Genomic DNA, 16609 nt, shown 5'->3' on the forward strand with positions numbered 1-16609 from the left:
ACCCCCGCCCGGCGCGCCGAGTCGACGGACGATCCGCGCCTCGCAGCACCGGCCCTACCCGAAAGGCCTCCCATGCGCTTTTTCCTCAATTGGCTCTTGACGTCCATCGCCATCGCCGTCGCCGCGTTCATCGTCCCCGGCATCCAGCCCTTCGGGGCCGCGGACCCCTGGCTCAGCTTCGCCTTCGTGGGCCTGTTCCTCGGGCTCGTCAACTCCCTGGTGAAGCCGCTCATCACGGTCATCTCCCTGCCGCTCACCTGCCTCACCGTGGGCCTGTTCCAACTCGTGGTGAACAGCTTCATGCTCGAACTCGCCAGTTGGCTGTCCGTGAACCTTCTTGGTTCCGGTATCTCCATCAGCGGCTTTGGCGCCGCCCTGCTCGGCAGCATCATCGTGAGCATCGTATGCACGATACTCGGGGTCGCCACCAACGACTAGAGGCCGAGAGTCCTAGGATATGCAGGGGCCCGACGGCTCCTCGAGCGATTCGTCGCGCACCAGGTCCGCCAACGTCACGCCGTTCAGGTAATTCTCGATCAGGGAATCGAGCTCGCGCCACACACAGATGGTCCGGCAGTGGTCCGCGCGGTCGCAGCCATCATGGCCGTGCTCCAAACAGGCGACCGGGCACAGCGAGCCTTCCGTCAAACGCAAGACCTCGCCGATGGTGAAATCCTCGGGCTCGCGCGTGAGACAATAACCGCCCCCCTTGCCGCGCAGCCCGGACAGAAGCCCATGGCGCACCAACGTCGTGAGGATGTTCTCGAGGTATTTCTCGGAGATCCCCTGGCGGGCGGCGATCTTCCTGAGGGGCGTGCGCCCATCGGATCGATGCTCCGCGAGGTCGATCATCACGCGCAACGCATAGCGTCCTTTTGTCGACACCAGCATGATATCCGCACCTCCGTCTCGTCTGTTCCAACTGGCCAAAGCATAGCAGACAACCCCCTGCGGCATATGGGTTATTTCCCGTAAACGGGTGAACGGGAGCTGCGGAATTTCAACTCGAGCCCCACCAGCCAACATAATTCCTATGTTTTTGGTATGATTTTATGTACACGAACAAATCGACAGCGACGGCTTACAATTACCGACACCGTGCAAAGGAGCAGATATGACCCGCATCCACACCTCCCTCGACGAGCTCGTGGGCAATACGCCCTTGCTCGAACTCGTCCGATTCGAGCGCCAACTCGACCTCAAGGCGCGCGTGCTCGTGAAACTCGAGCGCCAAAACCCCGCCGGCTCGGTCAAAGACCGCGTCGCCCTCAACATGCTGAACGAGGCGGAGGCCGCCGGCACCATCGCGCCGGACGCCGGCTACACCATCATCGAGCCGACGAGCGGAAACACCGGCGTCGGCCTGGCAGCCCTGGCGGCGGCGCGCGGATACCGACTCGTGATAACCATGCCGGAGACGATGAGCGCCGAACGGAGAGCCCTTCTCGCCGCCTATGGCGCCGAACTCGTGCTCACCCCGGGCACCGAGGGCATGAAGGGCGCGATCGCCCGAGCCGAGGAGCTCGCGGCAAGCACCCCTAAGAGCTGGGTCGCCGGCCAGTTCACCAACCCATCGAACCCCGCGGCCCATATGGCGACCACCGGCCCCGAGATCTGGCGCGACACCGAAGGAGACGTCGACATCTTCGTGGCGGGCGTCGGAACGGGCGGTACCATCACCGGAGCGGGGCGCTATCTCAAGCAGATGAACGAGGATATCCGCGTGGTCGCCGTCGAGCCCGCCAGCTCGCCCGTGCTCTCAGGCGGTTCGGCCGCGCCCCACGCCATCCAGGGAATCGGCGCGGGCTTTGTGCCCGAGGTGCTCGACACCGACGTGTACGATGAGATCATCCCCGTGGAGAACGAGGATGCACTCGCCTGCGGTCGCGCCCTCGCACGGCAGGCGGGTGTTTTGGCCGGCATCTCATCGGGAGCCGCCACCTGGGCAGCCCTCGAGCTGGCGAAGCGCCCCGAAAACGCCGGAAAAACCATCGTTGCCCTGCTCCCCGATACCGGTGAGCGCTACCTCTCCACCGCCCTCTTCGCCTAGTCGCACGCACCACGCAAAGGAGACCCATGACCCGCAAGCGCGTACTCGTTGCCATGAGCGGCGGCGTCGATTCGAGCGTCACCGCCTACCTGCTCGCCCAGCAGGGGTACGACTGCCTCGGCGCCACCATGTTGCTGCACGGCGATGCCGCGCCCGGCGCCTGTGGCAGCGGGTCGGACGCCGACGACGCCGCCGCGATCTCCGCACGCCTGGGCTTTTCCCACGAGGTCATCGACATGCGCGCGACCTTCGAGCGCCATGTGGTGAAGAAATTCGTCCGGACCTATGAGGCGGGGCGCACCCCCAATCCCTGCATCGACTGCAACCGCCACCTCAAATTCGACGCGCTGCTCACCTACGCCCGTGAGCACGATTGCGATTTCATAGCCACGGGCCATTACGGGCGCATCGACACGCTCGCCGGGGACGGAGGAGGCGCGGCTCGGCGCGGCGAAGAGCAGAAGCTCGTCGATCAAATCGCCTCGCGGACGGGCGCATCAAACGCCGTCCACACCCTCAACTGCGCGCTCGACCCCTCAAAAGACCAGAGCTACGTGCTGTATTCGCTCACGCAGGAACGCCTTGCGCGCACCCTACTACCCCTCGGCGGGCTGTTCAAAGAGCGCGACGTGCGTCGAATCGCCCGCGAGCAGGGCTTTGAGAATGCAGGCAAGCGCGACAGCCAGGGCATCTGCTTCGTCCCGGACAACGACTTCGCCACCTACATCGAGAAACGCAACGGAGCGCCGTTGCCGGAGGGCGATATCGTGAACACGAGCGGTCACGTGCTGGGACGCCATCACGGGGCGATTCGCTACACCGTGGGCCAGCGTAAAGGGCTGGGCGTGGCCTGCGCGCATCCCGTCTACGTGACGGGCATCGACGCCGTGGCGAACACGGTCACCCTGGGAGAGGTCACCGACCTCATGGCGGGCGGCCTCGTGGCCGACGACTGGATTTGGAGTGCGCCGGCAAACGTCATGGAAGAGCTATTGGACGAGGTGGGCGAGATGGGCCTACCCGTGAGCGCCAAGATCCGCTACCGTCACCCCGCACAGCCCGCGCGCCTGCGCAGGGCGACATGCGGCACGACCGGATCGCCGACGGGAGCGAACGCGTTCGAGCTCATCTTCGACTCGCCCGAGCGCGGCATCGCTCCGGGCCAGGCGGTTGTCGCGTACGCAGGCGATATCGTCTTGGGCGGCGGCACCGTGGTGAGGGCGATCAAGTAGCCCGTGCACCGGGCGAGCGAACGCTACTCCTCCGCCGCTTCGCACTCCCCCGCAGCCTCGCGGTCGGAAAACATCATGAAGAACGCCGCGAGCAACAGCAGCGAGCAGATGCCGATGGCCGAGAGCCCGAATCGCTCGAGGCACCAGTTGCCGAGCACGGCACCACATACGAACACGGCGATCACACCGAAGTACAAAAGCCCGTTGACCAGGAAGCCGCGCTCATGCGTGATGATGTAGTCGTCGACATTTTGCAGGGCGCTGCGCAAGTTGCCGATGCACATGGTGGTGGCAATGCCGCGCCCGCGGATCTTGCGAAAACTCTCGACCTGCATGCCGCAAGCGAGCGAGGTGAGACCGTTGGCGAGCATGTTGTGCTCAGGGGGCAGCAGGCCGACACCGAGCAAGATGAGGGCCTCGGCCAAGACGGTGAGCTGGCGCCAATGCAAGACGCTGGCAAACCGTTCGTGCACCAAGTCGCTCATCATGATGCCGACGGAAAAGCACAGGACCGGCAAGAGGAAATGCATGGCGAGGGGGATGTTGCCCTCGGAAAGGTGCACACCCACGAGCAAGATGTTGCCCGTTTGCGCGTTGGCGAACACGCCGCCGCGACCGACGTAGGAATACACGTCCATGAAGCCGCCGACCAACGCCAGGATGACGCCGAGCTCGATCGACTCGGATACTTGCTTCGCGCGCTCCATGTGCCCCTCCCCTCACATCGGCCCAACGGAGATCTTGTACAGCATATGCCATGCCGAACCTCAATTTGGAGACCGTCCCCAAATTGAGGCACTTAACGCCTTCTTTACAAACCTACCCAATTTGTGAATTAGACTGAGATCGCGCTTGACAGCTCCAACGGGCGGTCTACACTAGCGTGAGAATCTCGAAGAAGGCCCCGGCCGCGACCGAAAAGGAGGTGCGTCATGGACCACCCTGTCAGTAGCTGTGCCCAGCAGGCTAGCAAACCCCGATTGCGCCATGACGGCGCCCGCGGACCGCTTTCACGCCTTCTGACTGGACGATAAGTCCTCAGGCATAACGGACGCACGGACGTCATCCGCCATCGCGACGCAACCGAATCGATGTCCTCGCGGCAATCGCCGCGATCGACCCATGCCTGCATGGGCGCATCTCCCCTTATTCGACCACACGCCCGGCAACGTCGGGACAACGTCAAGGAGGTGCCTCATGACCTGGATGAAGCACATCGACCGTATCGAGACCACCGGAATCGGAACAGGCCTTCACATGGCCGGAAGCCGCGTGCGTCGCGGTATCCACCGCGTCATCGGCAGCGTGAGCTCGCATGTTCGCCACAACGTGAGCACGGCTGCAGCGGCAAAGCGAACCTCGGGGCTCGACCCCGAGATCGCGCGCATCGGATGCTTGGATGCCGCTGAGGTCATGGACCTGCTCGGCACCGGCGAGCACGGCCTCACTGAACAGCAGGCCCATCGCATCCGCTCGGTGCACGGAGCCAACATCATCGCTCCCGAGCATCACGACCCGCTCTCCGCCCGCCTCTCCCGTGCGTTCCTCACGCCGTTCACCCTCATCCTGCTCGCACTCGCCGCGATCTCGCTGTACACCAACGTCTACCTCGCCGCACCCGGAGAGGCCGACCCCTCCACCGCCATCATCATCGGCGTCATGGTCCTCATCTCCGGAGGCATCTCGTTTTGGCAGGACACCCGCGGAGCCGCCGCGGCTGACGCCCTGAAGGGCCTCGTCTCCATCACCTGCCGCTGCGTGCGTGAGGACACCGGAGCTGCAGAGATCCCGCTGGCGGACGTGGTCCCCGGCGACCTGATCGAACTCGCCGCGGGCGACATCATCCCCGCCGACCTGCGCATCGTCTCGGCCAAGGACCTGTTCCTCACCCAGGCCGCCCTCACCGGCGAATCCGACCCCGTCGAGAAGACCCCCGCCGCCATCGAGGACCCCGTCGGACGGGCGCTGCTCATCGACGATTGCGCGAACTTCGCCTTCGCGGGTACCACCGTGCAGAGCGGTTCGGGCACGGGCGTCGTCGTGACCACCGGTGCGCGCACCTACCTGGGCGGCATCGCAAGCGCGCTCGACTCCCGCCCGACCGCCACGAGCTTCGACGCCGGCGTGGCGTCGGTCTCTCGCGTGCTCGTCGGGTTCATGCTCGTCATGTGCCCCATCGTGTTCGTCCTGTGCGGCCTCACCAAAGGCGATTGGCTCGACGCGCTGCTATTCTCCATCTCCGTCGCCGTGGGCATCACACCGCAGATGCTGCCGGTCATCGTGACGACCTGCCTCGCGCGCGGCGCAGAGGCCATGCGCGCGAAGGACGTCGTGGTCAAGGAGATCTCCTCCATCCAGAACCTGGGCGCCATGGACGTCCTGTGCTGCGATAAGACCGGGACCCTCACGCGCGACAAGATCGTGCTCGAGCGCCATCTCGACGTGCTGGGCGCGCCCAGCGACCGCGTGCTCCGCCACGCCTATCTCAACAGCGTCTTCCAGACCGGCCTGCGCAACCTCATGGACGAGGCCATCATCGAGCGAGCCGAAGGCCTTGCCGCCGGCGGCCGAAGCATGGACGCCCGAGCGGGCGAGGCCGGCGTGCGGACCTCCCCCGAGGCCGCGGCGATTGCCGGCGCGCGCGACCATTGGCGCCTGGTGGACGAGATTCCCTTCGACTTCGACCGTCGCCGCATGAGCGTGGTGGTCGAAGACGCCGCCGGCAAGCGCCAGCTCATCACCAAGGGAGCCGTCGAGGAGATGATCGACGTATGCAGCACGGTCGAGGTCGGGACCGAGGTCCTGCCGCTCACCGCTGAGCAGGCCGATCAGATTCTCGACCGCGTCCGCGGCCTCAACGAGCGCGGCATGCGCGTGGTCGGCGTGGCCCAGCGAAACGACGTGCCGGCCCGCGACCTCACCGCCGACGACGAGCATGGCATGACGCTCATCGGTTATCTCGCCTTCCTCGATCCGCCCAAGGCAAGCGCCAAGGCGGCCGTGAAGGAGCTCGGCGATTTGGGTGTGGCCGTGAAGGTGCTCACCGGCGACAACGCCGCCGTGGCCGCGACCGTCTGCGAGCAGGTCGGCATCGACGCCCGCAACATGCTCACCGGAGCCGACATCGACCTGCTCAGCGACGACGAGCTCGCCGAGCGCGCCGAGCGCACGGGACTCTTTGCCAAGCTCTCCCCGCTGCAGAAGGCCCGCATCGTCGAAGTCCTGCGCACGCACGGCAAGCACACCGTGGGCTTCATGGGCGACGGCATCAACGACGCAGCCGCCATGCGCGCCAGCGACTGCGGCATCTCCGTCGATACCGCCGTCGACGTCGCCAAGGAGAGCGCCGACATCATCTTGCTCAAGAAGGATCTCACCGTCCTTGCCCACGGCATCGTCGAGGGGCGCCGCACCTACGGCAACACCATCAAATACATCAAGACCACCGCGAGCTCCAACTTCGGCAATGTGCTCTCCGTGCTCGTCGCCGCCGCGTTCCTGCCGTTTTTGCCCATGAGCGCGCTGCAGCTGCTCCTGCTCGGCATGGCCTACACGGTAAGCTGCGCCGCGCTGCCCTGGGACCGCGTCGACGAGTCGTTCCTCGCCCGCCCGCGCACCTGGGACGCACGCGGCATCGTGAGCTTCATGCTCAAGATCGGCCCCGTGAGCTCCATCTTCGACATCCTGACCTTCGCGGCGATGTTCTGGGTCGTGTGCCCGCTCGTGGTGGGCGCGCCCTGGGACGCCCTCACCGATCCCGCCCAGCGCGCCCTGTTCGCGCTCGTCTTCCAGACCGGCTGGTTCGTCGAGTCCATGTGGACGCAGACACTCGTGATCCACCTGCTGCGCACCGAGCGCCTGCCCTTTGTGCAGAGCAAGCCCGCCGCGTCCCTCACCGCCCTCACGGTTTTGGGCGTGGGCCTGGTGACCGCCATGCCCTACGTTCCGGGTGTGAACGCGGCTCTCGACCTGGTGCCGCTGCCGGGTGCGTTCTTCGGCGTCCTCGCCGTGATGATGATCGGCTATCTGCTGCTCACGAGCATCGCCAAGGCGCTCTACGTCCGCGCCCACGGCGAGCTGTTGTAGGAAGACTCCCTTGCGGAAACGCTCAGAAACCGCGCATTCGCGCCAAACGTGGACCGCACCCCGTCCTGATACCATGCTGCCCAGACAATTTCCCGAAAGGACCCACATATGCAGGCAGTCATCTTCGACATGGACGGCACCCTTATCGACACGGAGCGCGTGAGCCAAGCCGCATGGCGGCGAGCCGCGCAGGATTTCCGTATCGAGATCCCCGAGCGCATCTTGCACGCGTTTGTGGGATGCAGCATCCCCAACGCCATGAATATGATCGACGACGAATTCGGCGATCCCGCATTCACCGAGCGCCTCTTCAATCGCCGTCACGAGATCTTCGACGCGACCTGGGAAGACGAGCTCGAACTCAAGCCCGGAGCCGCCGAGGCGGTCGCCGCGGTGCGCGAGCGAGGACTCGCCGTGGCGCTCGCCACCTCGAGCGTGCGCGACCGAGCCATCACGAGCATGGAGCGCCTCGGTCTCATGGAGTTGTTCGACGCCGCCGTCTTCGACGAGGACATCGAGCATCACAAACCCGCCCCCGATGTTTACCTCGTCGCCGCCGACCACCTGGGCATCGAACCCGCGCGGTGCGTCGCCGTGGAGGACTCCTTCAATGGCGTGCGATCGGGCGCCGCCGCCGGCATGCGCACGATCATGGTCCCCGACTACAACGAGCCCACGCCCGAGATACGCGCCCTGTGCGCAGAAGTGCTGACCACCCTCCACGAACTCCCGGCGGCGCTCGATCGTCTCACGACGCCCAACGTCTAGAACCGCGCTCGAGGCGAAATCAACCGGCGTCCCGCCCGCGCCGCGCGTGGTTCTGGTTTATAGATTGGTGCATGCCGCACGACCGCGACCAATGGCGAACATGGCGTATGCTTGGACGCGATCAACCACTATGAAAGCGAGCAGCATGCCCAAGCATCCGCCCAAGAATCACGCAGCCCCGAAGGGCCCCAAACCCAAGCACACCTCCACCCCCACCCGTTGCCCGGGAACCAAGGGGCGCCCCGGCCGCGAGGCCTTCCTTCCCGTCTCGCGCGCCGATATGGAGGCACGGGGCTGGGACCAATGCGATTTCGTCTATATCTGCGGCGACGCCTATGTCGACCACCCGAGTTTCGGCATGGCGATCATCTCCCGCGTGCTCGAGCATGCGGGCTACCGCGTAGGCATCATCTGCCAGCCCGACTGGACCGATCCGGCGAGCATCGCCGCGCTCGGCGAGCCGCGCCTGGGCTTTCTCATCTCGGCCGGCAACATGGACTCGATGGTGAACCACTACACCGTCAACAAGAAGCCGCGCCATGAGGACGCCTACACCCCCGGCGGACGCGCGGGCGCACGTCCCAACCGCGCCGTCACGGTCTACGGCAACCTCATCCGCCGCACCTTCAAGGACAAGCCCATCATCATCGGCGGCATCGAGGCGAGCCTGCGCCGCCTCGCGCACTACGACTACTGGCAGGACAAGCTCAAGCGCTCCGTCCTGCTCGACTCCGGCGCCGACATCCTGCTCTACGGCATGGGCGAGCACTCGATCGTCGAGGTGGCGGACGCGCTCGACGGCGGACTGCCCGTGGACCAGATCACCTTCGTGAACGGCTCGGTCTACCGCACGAGCGGCGCGGGGGCGCTGGACAACGTCTTCGACTACGAACTGCTCCCCTCCTGGGACGAGCTCGAGCGCGACCGCCTCACTTACGCGCGCTCCTTCAACATCCAGCAGCAGAACATGGACCCCATCACGGGCGGACGACTGGTAGAGCCCTATCCCAACGGCGTCTACGTGGTGCAGAACCCACCCTCGGCGCCCCTCACCGAGCGCGAGATGGACGAAGTGGCCGAGCTGCCCTACGCGCGCCACTGGCACCCCGACTACGATGCGGCCGGAGGCATTCCGGCCTTCGACGAGATCCGCTTCTCCATCTCCAGCAACCGCGGGTGCTTTGGCGAGTGCTCCTTCTGCGCGCTCGCCTTCCATCAGGGCCGCATGGTGCAGGTGCGCAGCCGCGAGAGCGTCATGCGCGAGGCCGAGGAGCTCACGCACGACCCCGAGTTCAAGGGATATATCAACGACGTGGGCGGCCCCACGGCGAACTTCTTCAAGCCGGCGTGCAAAAAGCAGCTCACCCACGGCGTGTGCAAGAACCGCCGCTGCCTGTGGCCGGACGTCTGCCGCAACATGGACACCAATGAGGACGCCTACGCCGACCTGCTGCGCGACCTGCGCCAGATTCCCGGCGTGAAGAAGGTCTTCGTGCGCAGCGGCATCCGCTTCGACTACACCATGGCCGATGCGAGCGACAAGTTCCTGGTCGAACTTCTACAGCACCATGTGAGCGGGCAGCTGCGTCTGGCGCCCGAGCACGTGAGCGACGCAGTACTCTCGGTGATGGGCAAGCCGCGCCGCGAGGTCTACGACGCGTTCGTCGAGCGCTTCGAGCGCCTCTCCGCGGAGTACGGTCTCAAGCAGTACGTGGTGCCCTACCTCATCTCGAGCCATCCGGGTTCGACCATGAAAGAGGCCGTGGAGCTGGCGGAGGCCGTGCGCGACATGGGCTACATGCCCGAGCAGGTGCAGGATTTCTATCCCACGCCCTCGACCATGAGCACCTGCATGTTCTACACGGGCGTGGACCCGCGCACCATGAAGCCGGTCTACATCCCGCGCGACCCGCACGAAAAGGCAATGCAGCGCGCGCTCATCCAGTATCGCAAGCCGGAGAATTACAAGCTGGTGAAGGAGGCGCTGCGAAAGGCCGGGCGCGAGGACCTCATCGGCTACGGGACGAAGTGCCTCATCCGCCCCGTGCCGCCCAAGCCGGGCGCGGGCGGCGGAAAGAAGCAGGTCGGAGCAGGAACGGGCAAGCCCGCCAACGGCAAGCCCAAAAAAGCGACAAGTAGGCACGAGGACGGTAAAGCCGCCACGCAGCCCCAAAATCGCGCCGAGCGCCGCGCCGCAGCACGCTCCGGAAAGAAGGGCTCGGCCATGCCGAACGGGCGGACGGGCACCAAGCAGAACGGGCGCCCCAGCCCCGGCAAGCCAGGCGGACGCGCCACCGGCAAGAGCGCCGCGGGCACAAACCCCCACGCCCGCAACCGTGCCGCGCAGGGGCGCCAGGGCGCAAACCGGCATTAACGGCGCGGCGACACGGGGGCGCTAACCAAGATATCCGTCGGGGGGGGGGGGGGGGGGCCCCGCCCCCCCCCCCCCCCCCCCTCCACGGGCAAAATGCCCTGTACCGCCGCCACATCCTGCGGCCTCTCAATGGCATCCAGTGCATCGGACGAGCTCCAGAGCCGTCCGAACTCCCTTATTCCCGCTGCGCACATCACGGCGGCGAGCACGATGACGAGCCCCGTCGGCACGACGCTTAGCAAGGGGTACAGAGGCTCGACCAAATACGACGAGATGTTCAGCGCGAAGTGCAGGATGATCGGGTAGCGAAGCTTGCCCGTGCGCCAAAACACCCAGCCCAGGACGGCCCCGAGCACAAAGGCGTAGCTCCCCTGGATGAGATTCATGTGCAGCACGCCGAACACGAGCGCCTGCAGCGTGTTGGCGATCCAAAACGCCCGTGCTGAAACGGCACGGTAACGTGCGCCGTCGGTCGCATTCCAGCCGGGGCTCATCGCGCGCATGGCGTACTCGAGCATGACGCCGCGGCATACGATCTCCTCGTTGATGGGCGCGAGCACCGCAATCGACAGCGCAGAGACGATGGCGAAGACCCCGACACTCGTATCCTCCATGAGCTCGGAGTACTCTGCCATGGCCTCAGGGAACAGCAATTCGACGATCTCCAGAATGCCACCCACGAAAAACTGCGCCGAGACACCTATCACCAGTAGCAAGGCGAGCGATTTGGCAAACGAGACGCCACTGGTCGCAACCGCTTCGCGCCGGGCGACGAACGAGGCGGGACGCATGCGCCGCCACCATGGCAGAAACACGGCGATAACAACAAGCTGGACCGCGACGCCGAGCATCAGAATAGCGTTATCAAGCGCCGTGCCCTCCATGAACGATTCGGAGCCCGACGCCATCGCGGCGATAACGCCGATCACGGTTCCGCCAAAACCCGCCACCACGACCTGGATCAGCAAGTACGCGCCGAAAACCCCCGCCATCGCGAGCAGCCATTTACATGTGCCCCACACGCGGGAGCCAGTCGTCGTGTTGTCCATGGGGACCTCCTCGTCCATCGTCCTCATGCGGCCGGCGAGCTACGCGCGCGTGCGCTCGATCTCGACGGAGACCGAGCCCAGCGGCAGTCCCACGGGCGCCCAGGGCTTCTCAAGCTTGACGCGCACGCCGTACGCACTCGGATAGCGCCCGAGCAGCATATCGGCCACGCCCTCGGCGGCCGCCTCGATGAGCTTGAACGTATGCGCGCGCATGAACTCGTCGATGGCATGAGCCGCCTCACCGTAATGAATCGAGGCCGACAAGTCGTCGGTCTCACCGGCTCGGCGCGTGTCGGTGTAGAACGTCACGCTCACCACGAACTTCTGACCCAGCGCATTCTCCTCCGGGAACACGCCGTGATTGGCGAACACCTCAAGGCCCTCAATCGAAATGCGGTCGAGAGCCCGAAGGTGCTCGGGTTCCACATGCGCGAGCTGCCGGCGCGTGGCGGGAAGGCCGGCATCGCGACAAGCAAGCGTGCCGCGGTCGTCCACGATGTTCTCAGGCAGATGCTTCGTATTCATGATGTGCTCCTTTGACGATACGCGTCCCCAGCGGGACGCGCGCTTATATATCTATGGACAGGTTCTTGCGCTCTTCCGACCAATAGCAGGCGTCACGAGCCGCACAGGAAAAACAGGCGCGCGAACGGCCGTCGGCCTCCTTGATGAGACGCGCGAGGACATCGGCCGTGGCAGGCCCCTCATGCGCATCCCCCTCCCGTCCCGCAAGGGCCCCGCGATGGCCCCCCACCGCGTGCAAGATCGCCGCGCGGTCGGTCCCATCGAAACGCAAGGGCTCGGGCAGAGCGTCCAAGACCTCGGCCGCGATGCGCGTTCCCGCCTCATCATGGGGCTCTCCCGTCTGATACTGAGCGGCACGCCCGATATCGTGCAGCAGCGCCGCGGCATAGACCACATCCCGACGCAGGCCGCAGCCCCTCTCGAGATTGAGAATCCAGGCGATGCGGGCGACATCGAGCAGATGGGGCAACCCATGGCGGCAAAAAACCCGATCGACCTCCGCGGCTTCGATCCCCGCCAGACAGCGGGTGAACAGCTCACTCTCAGCGATCGCGGCTATGCGTTCCATGTTCGCCCCCAAACGTCGACACTCGTTTCCATGTTGTACCCAATACGGCGTGCGCGGCACGGCCGAGACGGCAAAACGGCGCGAACACAACGCAAGGTGTTTTGCCAGTGCTAAAACGAAACACCACCGCCCCGGCCAATTCCTACCAGTCACCGAAGATGGCGCTTGCAAGCGCCACAATTCCTACAAATCTCGCTAGCATGGGCCTTCGTGAGGTTGTGCGCCGACTCCGATCGAACGCGCATCGCACGGGAAAGGAAGGGCCATGGGACTACGCTCTTGGATCAAACGCCACACGGGTCATGGGGAACAGAAGCCTTCAGCTGAAGCCCCGATCGCCGTCACCGCCGCGACGACGGACGCCGCCAACGCCGCCGATCGCGACGGAGACGCCTGGGAACCGCTTCCGGCATTTCTCCCCGTCGACCCGCGCGAGCATCAGCACGTGTGCGTCATCGCGTCGGCTATCGCCGCGGGGGATCACCCCAGCAGCGAGTTTCGCGTGAAGCGCGTGCTCGTCGCAAATCCCGAGTACCGCACGGTCTCGGTCATCGCCACGGCACTCGCCGCCGGCGCGCTCGAGAAGAGCTCATTTACGGTCAAGAACATCTACAAGATGAAAGAGGAGGGCAGCCATGCTGCGTAAATTCAAGATCTCCGTCGACGGAACCCAGTACTTGGTCGAGATGGAGGAGGTCGGCGCCCCCACCCCGACCCCGGCAGACGCCGCCCCCGCCGCAAGCGCCGCACCTGCGCCCACCCCGGCGCCGGCTGCCGCCCCGGCTCCCGCACCCGAGCCCGCCCCGGCACCTGCCGCCGCCCCGGCTCCCGTGGCGGCGGGCTCCCATGCCCAGACCGCGCCCATGCCCGGCACCATCCTCGATATCCACGTGAAAGTCGGCGACGTCGTCACCGCCAATCAGCCCGTCATGATCCTCGAGGCCATGAAGATGGAGAACGAGGTCGTCGCCGAGCAGGCGGGCACCATCGCTTCCATCAACGTCGAGAAGGGCGCCATGGTGAACCCGGGCGACACGCTCTTCACCCTCGCCTAAGCGCACCCACTCCGACGCGCCGCCGATGAGGCGGCGCTTTTATCCAGAAACGAGGCACTATGGAAATCCTACTCGACGGCGTGCAGGCGCTAATCGCCGAGCCGGGGCGCATCGCGATGATCCTCATCGGCTGCGTCCTCATGTACCTGGGCATCAAGAAGGAGTACGAGCCCACGCTTCTCGTGCCCATGGGACTCGGCACCATCCTGGTGAACATCCCCGCATCCGGCGTCCTCATGACCGGCACCGAGCCCGGACCGTTCCAGATCCTGTTCGACGCCGGCATCGAGACCGAACTGTTCCCGCTGCTGCTGTTCATCGGCATCGGCGCCATGATCGACTTCGGCCCGCTGCTCGCCAACCCGTTCCTGCTGTTGTTCGGCGCGGCTGCGCAGTTCGGCATCTTCTTCGTGACCATCGTGGCCACGGGCGTGTTCGGCTTCGACATCGCCGACGCCGCCTCCGCGGGCATCATCGCCGCCGCGGACGGCCCCACCTCGATCTTCGTGGCCAACTCGCTCGGTTCGAAGTACATGGGCGCGATCATGGTCGCGGCGTACTCCTACATGGCGCTCGTCCCCATCATCCAGCCCATCGCCATCAAGGCCTGCACCACCAAGAAGGAGCGCGCCATCCGCATGACCTACCGCCCTGGCCAGGTCTCGCAGACGGCCAAGATCCTCTTCCCCGTCACCATCTGCGTGGTCGCCGGCCTCATCGCCCCGGTGTCCCTGCCGCTCGTGGGCTTCCTCATGTTCGGCAACCTCCTGCGCGAGTGCGGCGTGCTCAACTCGCTTTCCGCCTCCGCCCAAAACGAACTCGTGAACCTCATCTCCATCCTTTTGGGCCTGTGTGTCTCCGTGAAGATGGAGTACAGCGAGTTTTTGCAGTTCGACACGCTCATCATCATGGGCCTCGGCCTCATCGGCTTCATCATGGACTCCGTGGGCGGCGTCATGTTCGCCAAGCTCCTGAACCTCTTCCGCAAGGAGAAGATCAACCCCATGGTGGGCGCCGCGGGCATCTCCGCCTTCCCCATGGCCTCCCGCGTGGTGCAAAAGCTCGCCACCGAGGAGGATCCCGGCAACTTCATCCTCATGCAGGCCGCTGCCGCCAACGTGGCCGGTCAGATCGCCTCGGTCGTCGCCGGCGGTCTCGTCCTCGGCCTTCTGCTCTAGAAAGGGGTGCTGGCAATGACCGATCTCATCGCATCGCTCGGACTTTCCGCCGACTTGTCCCTCGCCATCCAGATCCTCATCTTGGGTTGGGGCGGCATCTTCATCGTCATGTTCGTCATCTACGTGATCTCGCTCGCCCTCGCCCGACTCTTCCCGCCGTCGAAGGAGGCGTAAAGCCATGACTCGCAAGATTCGCTTCATGGAGACCGTCCTGCGCGACGGCCAGCAAAGCCAGATCGCCACGCGCATGCCCATCGAGGACATGCTCCCCATCCTCGAGACGCTCGACCAGTGCGGCTTCGAATCCCTCGAGGTCTGGGGCGGCGCCACGTTCGACAGCTGCCTGCGCTACCTCAACGAGGACCCGTGGGAGCGCCTGCGCACCATTCGCGCCCACGTCAAGAACACCAAGCTGCAGATGCTGCTGCGCGGCCAGAACCTGCTCGGCTACCGCAACTACGCCGACGACGTGGTCGAGGCCCTGGTGAAGAAGTCCGTGGAAAACGGCATCGACGTCATCCGCATCTTCGATGCGCTGAACGACACCCGCAACCTCCAGACCTCCATCCGCGCCGCCAAGGAGGCGGGCGGCGAGGTCCAGGCCGCCATTTCCTACACCACCAGCGACGTGCATACCGTGCGCTACTTCGTGAGCCTGGCCAACGAGATGGCCCGCGCCGGCGCCGACTCGATCTGCATCAAGGACATGGCCGGCGTCCTCACCCCCGACGTCGCCTTCGAGCTCGTGAGCGAGATCAAGGCATCGTGCGACCTGCCCCTGCAGGTGCACACGCACGGCACCGCCGGCATCGCCCAAATGACCTACCTCAAGGCCGTCGAGGCCGGTGCCGACATCATCGACACCTGCTCCTCCCCCTTCGCGGAGGGCACGAGCCAACCCGCCACCGAGTCCATGGCGATCGCCCTTGAGGCCCTCGGCTACAAGACCGGCCTGGACATCGAGAAGCTCGAGGCCGTGGCCGCGCACTTCCTGCCCATCCGCAACCGCTTCTTGGACGAGGGCGGGCTGAACCCCAAGGTCATGGCAGTCGAGCCCAAGGCACTGCTGTACAAGGTCCCCGGTGGCATGCTCTCCAACCTGCTCGCCAACCTGAAGGACATGCATGTGGAGGACAAGTACGCCGAGGTGCTCGCCGAGGTCCCGCGCGTCCGCGCCGACCTGGGCTACCCGCCGCTCGTGACCCCGCTGTCGCAGATGGTGGGCTCCCAGGCCCTCATGAACGTCATCTCCGGCGAGCGCTACAAAGTCGTCCCCGCCGAAATCAAGGACTACGTGCGCGGTCAATACGGCCGTCCGCCCGTGACCATCTCAGAGAAAATCCGCCGCCAGATCATCGGCGATGATGAGGTCATCACCTGCCGTCCGGCCGACCTGATCGAACCCGCGATGCCGCGCCTGCGCGAGGAGATCTCGCAGTACGCCCGCTCAGATGAGGACGTGCTGTCCTACGCCCTGTTCCCCGAGCAGGCACGCGACTTCCTGGGCCGTCGCGAGGATCCGTTCTACGACGTCCCTGTCCAAGAGGTCAACGTCTCCATCGACGTGGCGTAAAGACCGCGCGACATAGCGTCTCCCTACGGCGGGCGCTCGCATCTCCTTCGCGGGTGCCCGCATTTTCACGCTCGACCTCCGTGCCCGGTCGAACAGTGGCTTGCCCGCACGTCTCAAACGCATCGTGGCTCGCGACGGCAACGTCGCGAGC

General features: G+C 65.4%; 16 protein-coding genes. 11 read left to right on the plus strand and 5 right to left on the minus strand.

All coding sequences use genetic code 11. The features are described from left to right. Positions 1-72 precede the first annotated feature (72 nt). Positions 73-438 carry a phage holin family protein gene (locus tag FY258_RS05375; protein WP_118103776.1) on the plus strand — a complete coding sequence of 122 codons (366 nt, stop codon included), beginning with the start codon at positions 73-75 and terminating at the stop codon, positions 436-438. A 12-nt stretch (positions 439-450) separates the two neighbouring features. Here the strand turns inward: FY258_RS05375 and FY258_RS05380 are convergent, their stop codons facing one another. After that, entirely contained in the window at positions 451-891 is a 441-nt protein-coding gene (locus FY258_RS05380; protein ID WP_118103778.1) for an RrF2 family transcriptional regulator, read from the minus strand. A 223-nt stretch (positions 892-1114) separates the two neighbouring features. Here FY258_RS05380 and cysK point away from each other — a divergent pair, with 223 nt between their 5' ends. After that, positions 1115-2050: a cysteine synthase A gene (cysK, locus tag FY258_RS05385; RefSeq protein ID WP_118103780.1), complete on the plus strand. Its 936-nt coding sequence runs from the start codon at positions 1115-1117 to the stop codon at positions 2048-2050. 26 nt (positions 2051-2076) lie between these two features. Then, positions 2077-3282, plus strand: a complete 1206-nt coding sequence (mnmA, locus tag FY258_RS05390) for a tRNA 2-thiouridine(34) synthase MnmA (RefSeq protein WP_118103782.1) — start codon at positions 2077-2079, stop codon at positions 3280-3282. 23 nt (positions 3283-3305) lie between these two features. Here mnmA and FY258_RS05395 read toward each other — a convergent pair whose 3' ends face one another. Beyond that, positions 3306-3989: a YoaK family protein gene (locus tag FY258_RS05395; protein WP_118103784.1), complete on the minus strand. Its 684-nt coding sequence runs from the start codon at positions 3987-3989 to the stop codon at positions 3306-3308. A 490-nt stretch (positions 3990-4479) separates the two neighbouring features. Between FY258_RS05395 and mgtA the strand changes: the two genes are divergently transcribed. The 3 genes from mgtA (at position 4480) to FY258_RS05410 (ending at position 10510) form a co-directional block, all read left to right on the plus strand. Continuing rightward, complete coding sequence (mgtA, locus tag FY258_RS05400) at positions 4480-7368, plus strand: magnesium-translocating P-type ATPase (RefSeq protein ID WP_118103786.1); 2889 nt, start codon at positions 4480-4482, stop codon at positions 7366-7368. 108 nt (positions 7369-7476) lie between these two features. Further along, a complete protein-coding gene (locus FY258_RS05405) occupies positions 7477-8136 on the plus strand; it encodes an HAD family hydrolase (RefSeq protein ID WP_118103788.1) in 660 nt (219 codons plus the stop codon). Between the two features lie 145 nt (positions 8137-8281). Beyond that, the gene (locus tag FY258_RS05410) at positions 8282-10510 is read left to right on the plus strand and encodes a YgiQ family radical SAM protein (protein ID WP_259324454.1); all 2229 of its coding nucleotides are present in this window, start codon (positions 8282-8284) and stop codon (positions 10508-10510) included. Here the strand turns inward: FY258_RS05410 and FY258_RS05415 are convergent. Genes FY258_RS05415 through FY258_RS05425 form a run of 3 tightly spaced genes read right to left on the minus strand, consistent with a single transcriptional unit; the run spans position 10507 to position 12652 of the window. Beyond that, entirely contained in the window at positions 10507-11559 is a 1053-nt protein-coding gene (locus FY258_RS05415; RefSeq protein ID WP_118104045.1) for a CPBP family intramembrane glutamic endopeptidase, read from the minus strand. The genes FY258_RS05410 and FY258_RS05415 overlap by 4 nt on opposite strands. Positions 11560-11598: 39 nt before the next feature. Next, the gene (gene folB / locus FY258_RS05420) at positions 11599-12084 is read right to left on the minus strand and encodes a dihydroneopterin aldolase (RefSeq protein ID WP_118103790.1); all 486 of its coding nucleotides are present in this window, start codon (positions 12082-12084) and stop codon (positions 11599-11601) included. A 43-nt stretch (positions 12085-12127) separates the two neighbouring features. Beyond that, positions 12128-12652 (minus strand): HD domain-containing protein, encoded by a 525-nt coding sequence (locus tag FY258_RS05425; protein WP_118103792.1) that lies wholly within the window; start codon positions 12650-12652, stop codon positions 12128-12130. 265 nt (positions 12653-12917) lie between these two features. Here FY258_RS05425 and FY258_RS05430 point away from each other — a divergent pair, with 265 nt between their 5' ends. The 5 genes from FY258_RS05430 to FY258_RS05450 are packed head-to-tail and all read left to right on the plus strand — an operon-like array spanning position 12918 to position 16458. Then, complete coding sequence (locus FY258_RS05430; RefSeq protein WP_118103794.1) at positions 12918-13298, plus strand: hypothetical protein; 381 nt, start codon at positions 12918-12920, stop codon at positions 13296-13298. Continuing rightward, on the plus strand, positions 13288-13707 hold the full coding sequence (locus FY258_RS05435; RefSeq protein WP_118103796.1) for an acetyl-CoA carboxylase biotin carboxyl carrier protein subunit: 420 nt from the start codon (positions 13288-13290) through the stop codon (positions 13705-13707). The genes FY258_RS05430 and FY258_RS05435 overlap by 11 nt, the downstream gene beginning before the upstream one ends. A gap of 59 nt (positions 13708-13766) precedes the next feature. Beyond that, positions 13767-14885, plus strand: a complete 1119-nt coding sequence (locus tag FY258_RS05440) for a sodium ion-translocating decarboxylase subunit beta (protein ID WP_006723662.1) — start codon at positions 13767-13769, stop codon at positions 14883-14885. 15 nt (positions 14886-14900) lie between these two features. Beyond that, the gene (locus FY258_RS05445) at positions 14901-15059 is read left to right on the plus strand and encodes an OadG-related small transporter subunit (RefSeq protein ID WP_182279429.1); all 159 of its coding nucleotides are present in this window, start codon (positions 14901-14903) and stop codon (positions 15057-15059) included. Positions 15060-15063: 4 nt separating this feature from the next. After that, the gene (locus FY258_RS05450; RefSeq protein ID WP_118103798.1) at positions 15064-16458 is read left to right on the plus strand and encodes an oxaloacetate decarboxylase subunit alpha; all 1395 of its coding nucleotides are present in this window, start codon (positions 15064-15066) and stop codon (positions 16456-16458) included. The last annotated feature ends 151 nt before the right edge of the window (positions 16459-16609 follow it).

It is taken from the genome of Collinsella intestinalis, from assembly GCF_902364775.2.
Taxonomy (GTDB): Bacteria; Actinomycetota; Coriobacteriia; order Coriobacteriales; family Coriobacteriaceae; genus Collinsella.

What these genes read in the sequence shown, in the direction of transcription:
- FY258_RS05415 (WP_118104045.1), bottom strand. Translation starts at nt 11,559, where the DNA reads ATGGACAACACGACGACTGGCTCCCGCGTGTGGGGCACATGTAAATGG.
- FY258_RS05445 (WP_182279429.1), top strand. Translation starts at nt 14,901, where the DNA reads ATGACCGATCTCATCGCATCGCTCGGACTTTCCGCCGACTTGTCCCTC.
- FY258_RS05375 (WP_118103776.1), top strand. Translation starts at nt 73, where the DNA reads ATGCGCTTTTTCCTCAATTGGCTCTTGACGTCCATCGCCATCGCCGTC.
- FY258_RS05380 (WP_118103778.1), bottom strand. Translation starts at nt 891, where the DNA reads ATGCTGGTGTCGACAAAAGGACGCTATGCGTTGCGCGTGATGATCGAC.
- FY258_RS05405 (WP_118103788.1), top strand. Translation starts at nt 7,477, where the DNA reads ATGCAGGCAGTCATCTTCGACATGGACGGCACCCTTATCGACACGGAG.
- FY258_RS05430 (WP_118103794.1), top strand. Translation starts at nt 12,918, where the DNA reads ATGGGACTACGCTCTTGGATCAAACGCCACACGGGTCATGGGGAACAG.
- FY258_RS05425 (WP_118103792.1), bottom strand. Translation starts at nt 12,652, where the DNA reads ATGGAACGCATAGCCGCGATCGCTGAGAGTGAGCTGTTCACCCGCTGT.
- FY258_RS05435 (WP_118103796.1), top strand. Translation starts at nt 13,288, where the DNA reads ATGCTGCGTAAATTCAAGATCTCCGTCGACGGAACCCAGTACTTGGTC.
- FY258_RS05440 (WP_006723662.1), top strand. Translation starts at nt 13,767, where the DNA reads ATGGAAATCCTACTCGACGGCGTGCAGGCGCTAATCGCCGAGCCGGGG.
- FY258_RS05410 (WP_259324454.1), top strand. Translation starts at nt 8,282, where the DNA reads ATGCCCAAGCATCCGCCCAAGAATCACGCAGCCCCGAAGGGCCCCAAA.
- mnmA (WP_118103782.1), top strand. Translation starts at nt 2,077, where the DNA reads ATGACCCGCAAGCGCGTACTCGTTGCCATGAGCGGCGGCGTCGATTCG.
- FY258_RS05450 (WP_118103798.1), top strand. Translation starts at nt 15,064, where the DNA reads ATGACTCGCAAGATTCGCTTCATGGAGACCGTCCTGCGCGACGGCCAG.
- mgtA (WP_118103786.1), top strand. Translation starts at nt 4,480, where the DNA reads ATGACCTGGATGAAGCACATCGACCGTATCGAGACCACCGGAATCGGA.
- cysK (WP_118103780.1), top strand. Translation starts at nt 1,115, where the DNA reads ATGACCCGCATCCACACCTCCCTCGACGAGCTCGTGGGCAATACGCCC.
- FY258_RS05395 (WP_118103784.1), bottom strand. Translation starts at nt 3,989, where the DNA reads ATGGAGCGCGCGAAGCAAGTATCCGAGTCGATCGAGCTCGGCGTCATC.
- folB (WP_118103790.1), bottom strand. Translation starts at nt 12,084, where the DNA reads ATGAATACGAAGCATCTGCCTGAGAACATCGTGGACGACCGCGGCACG.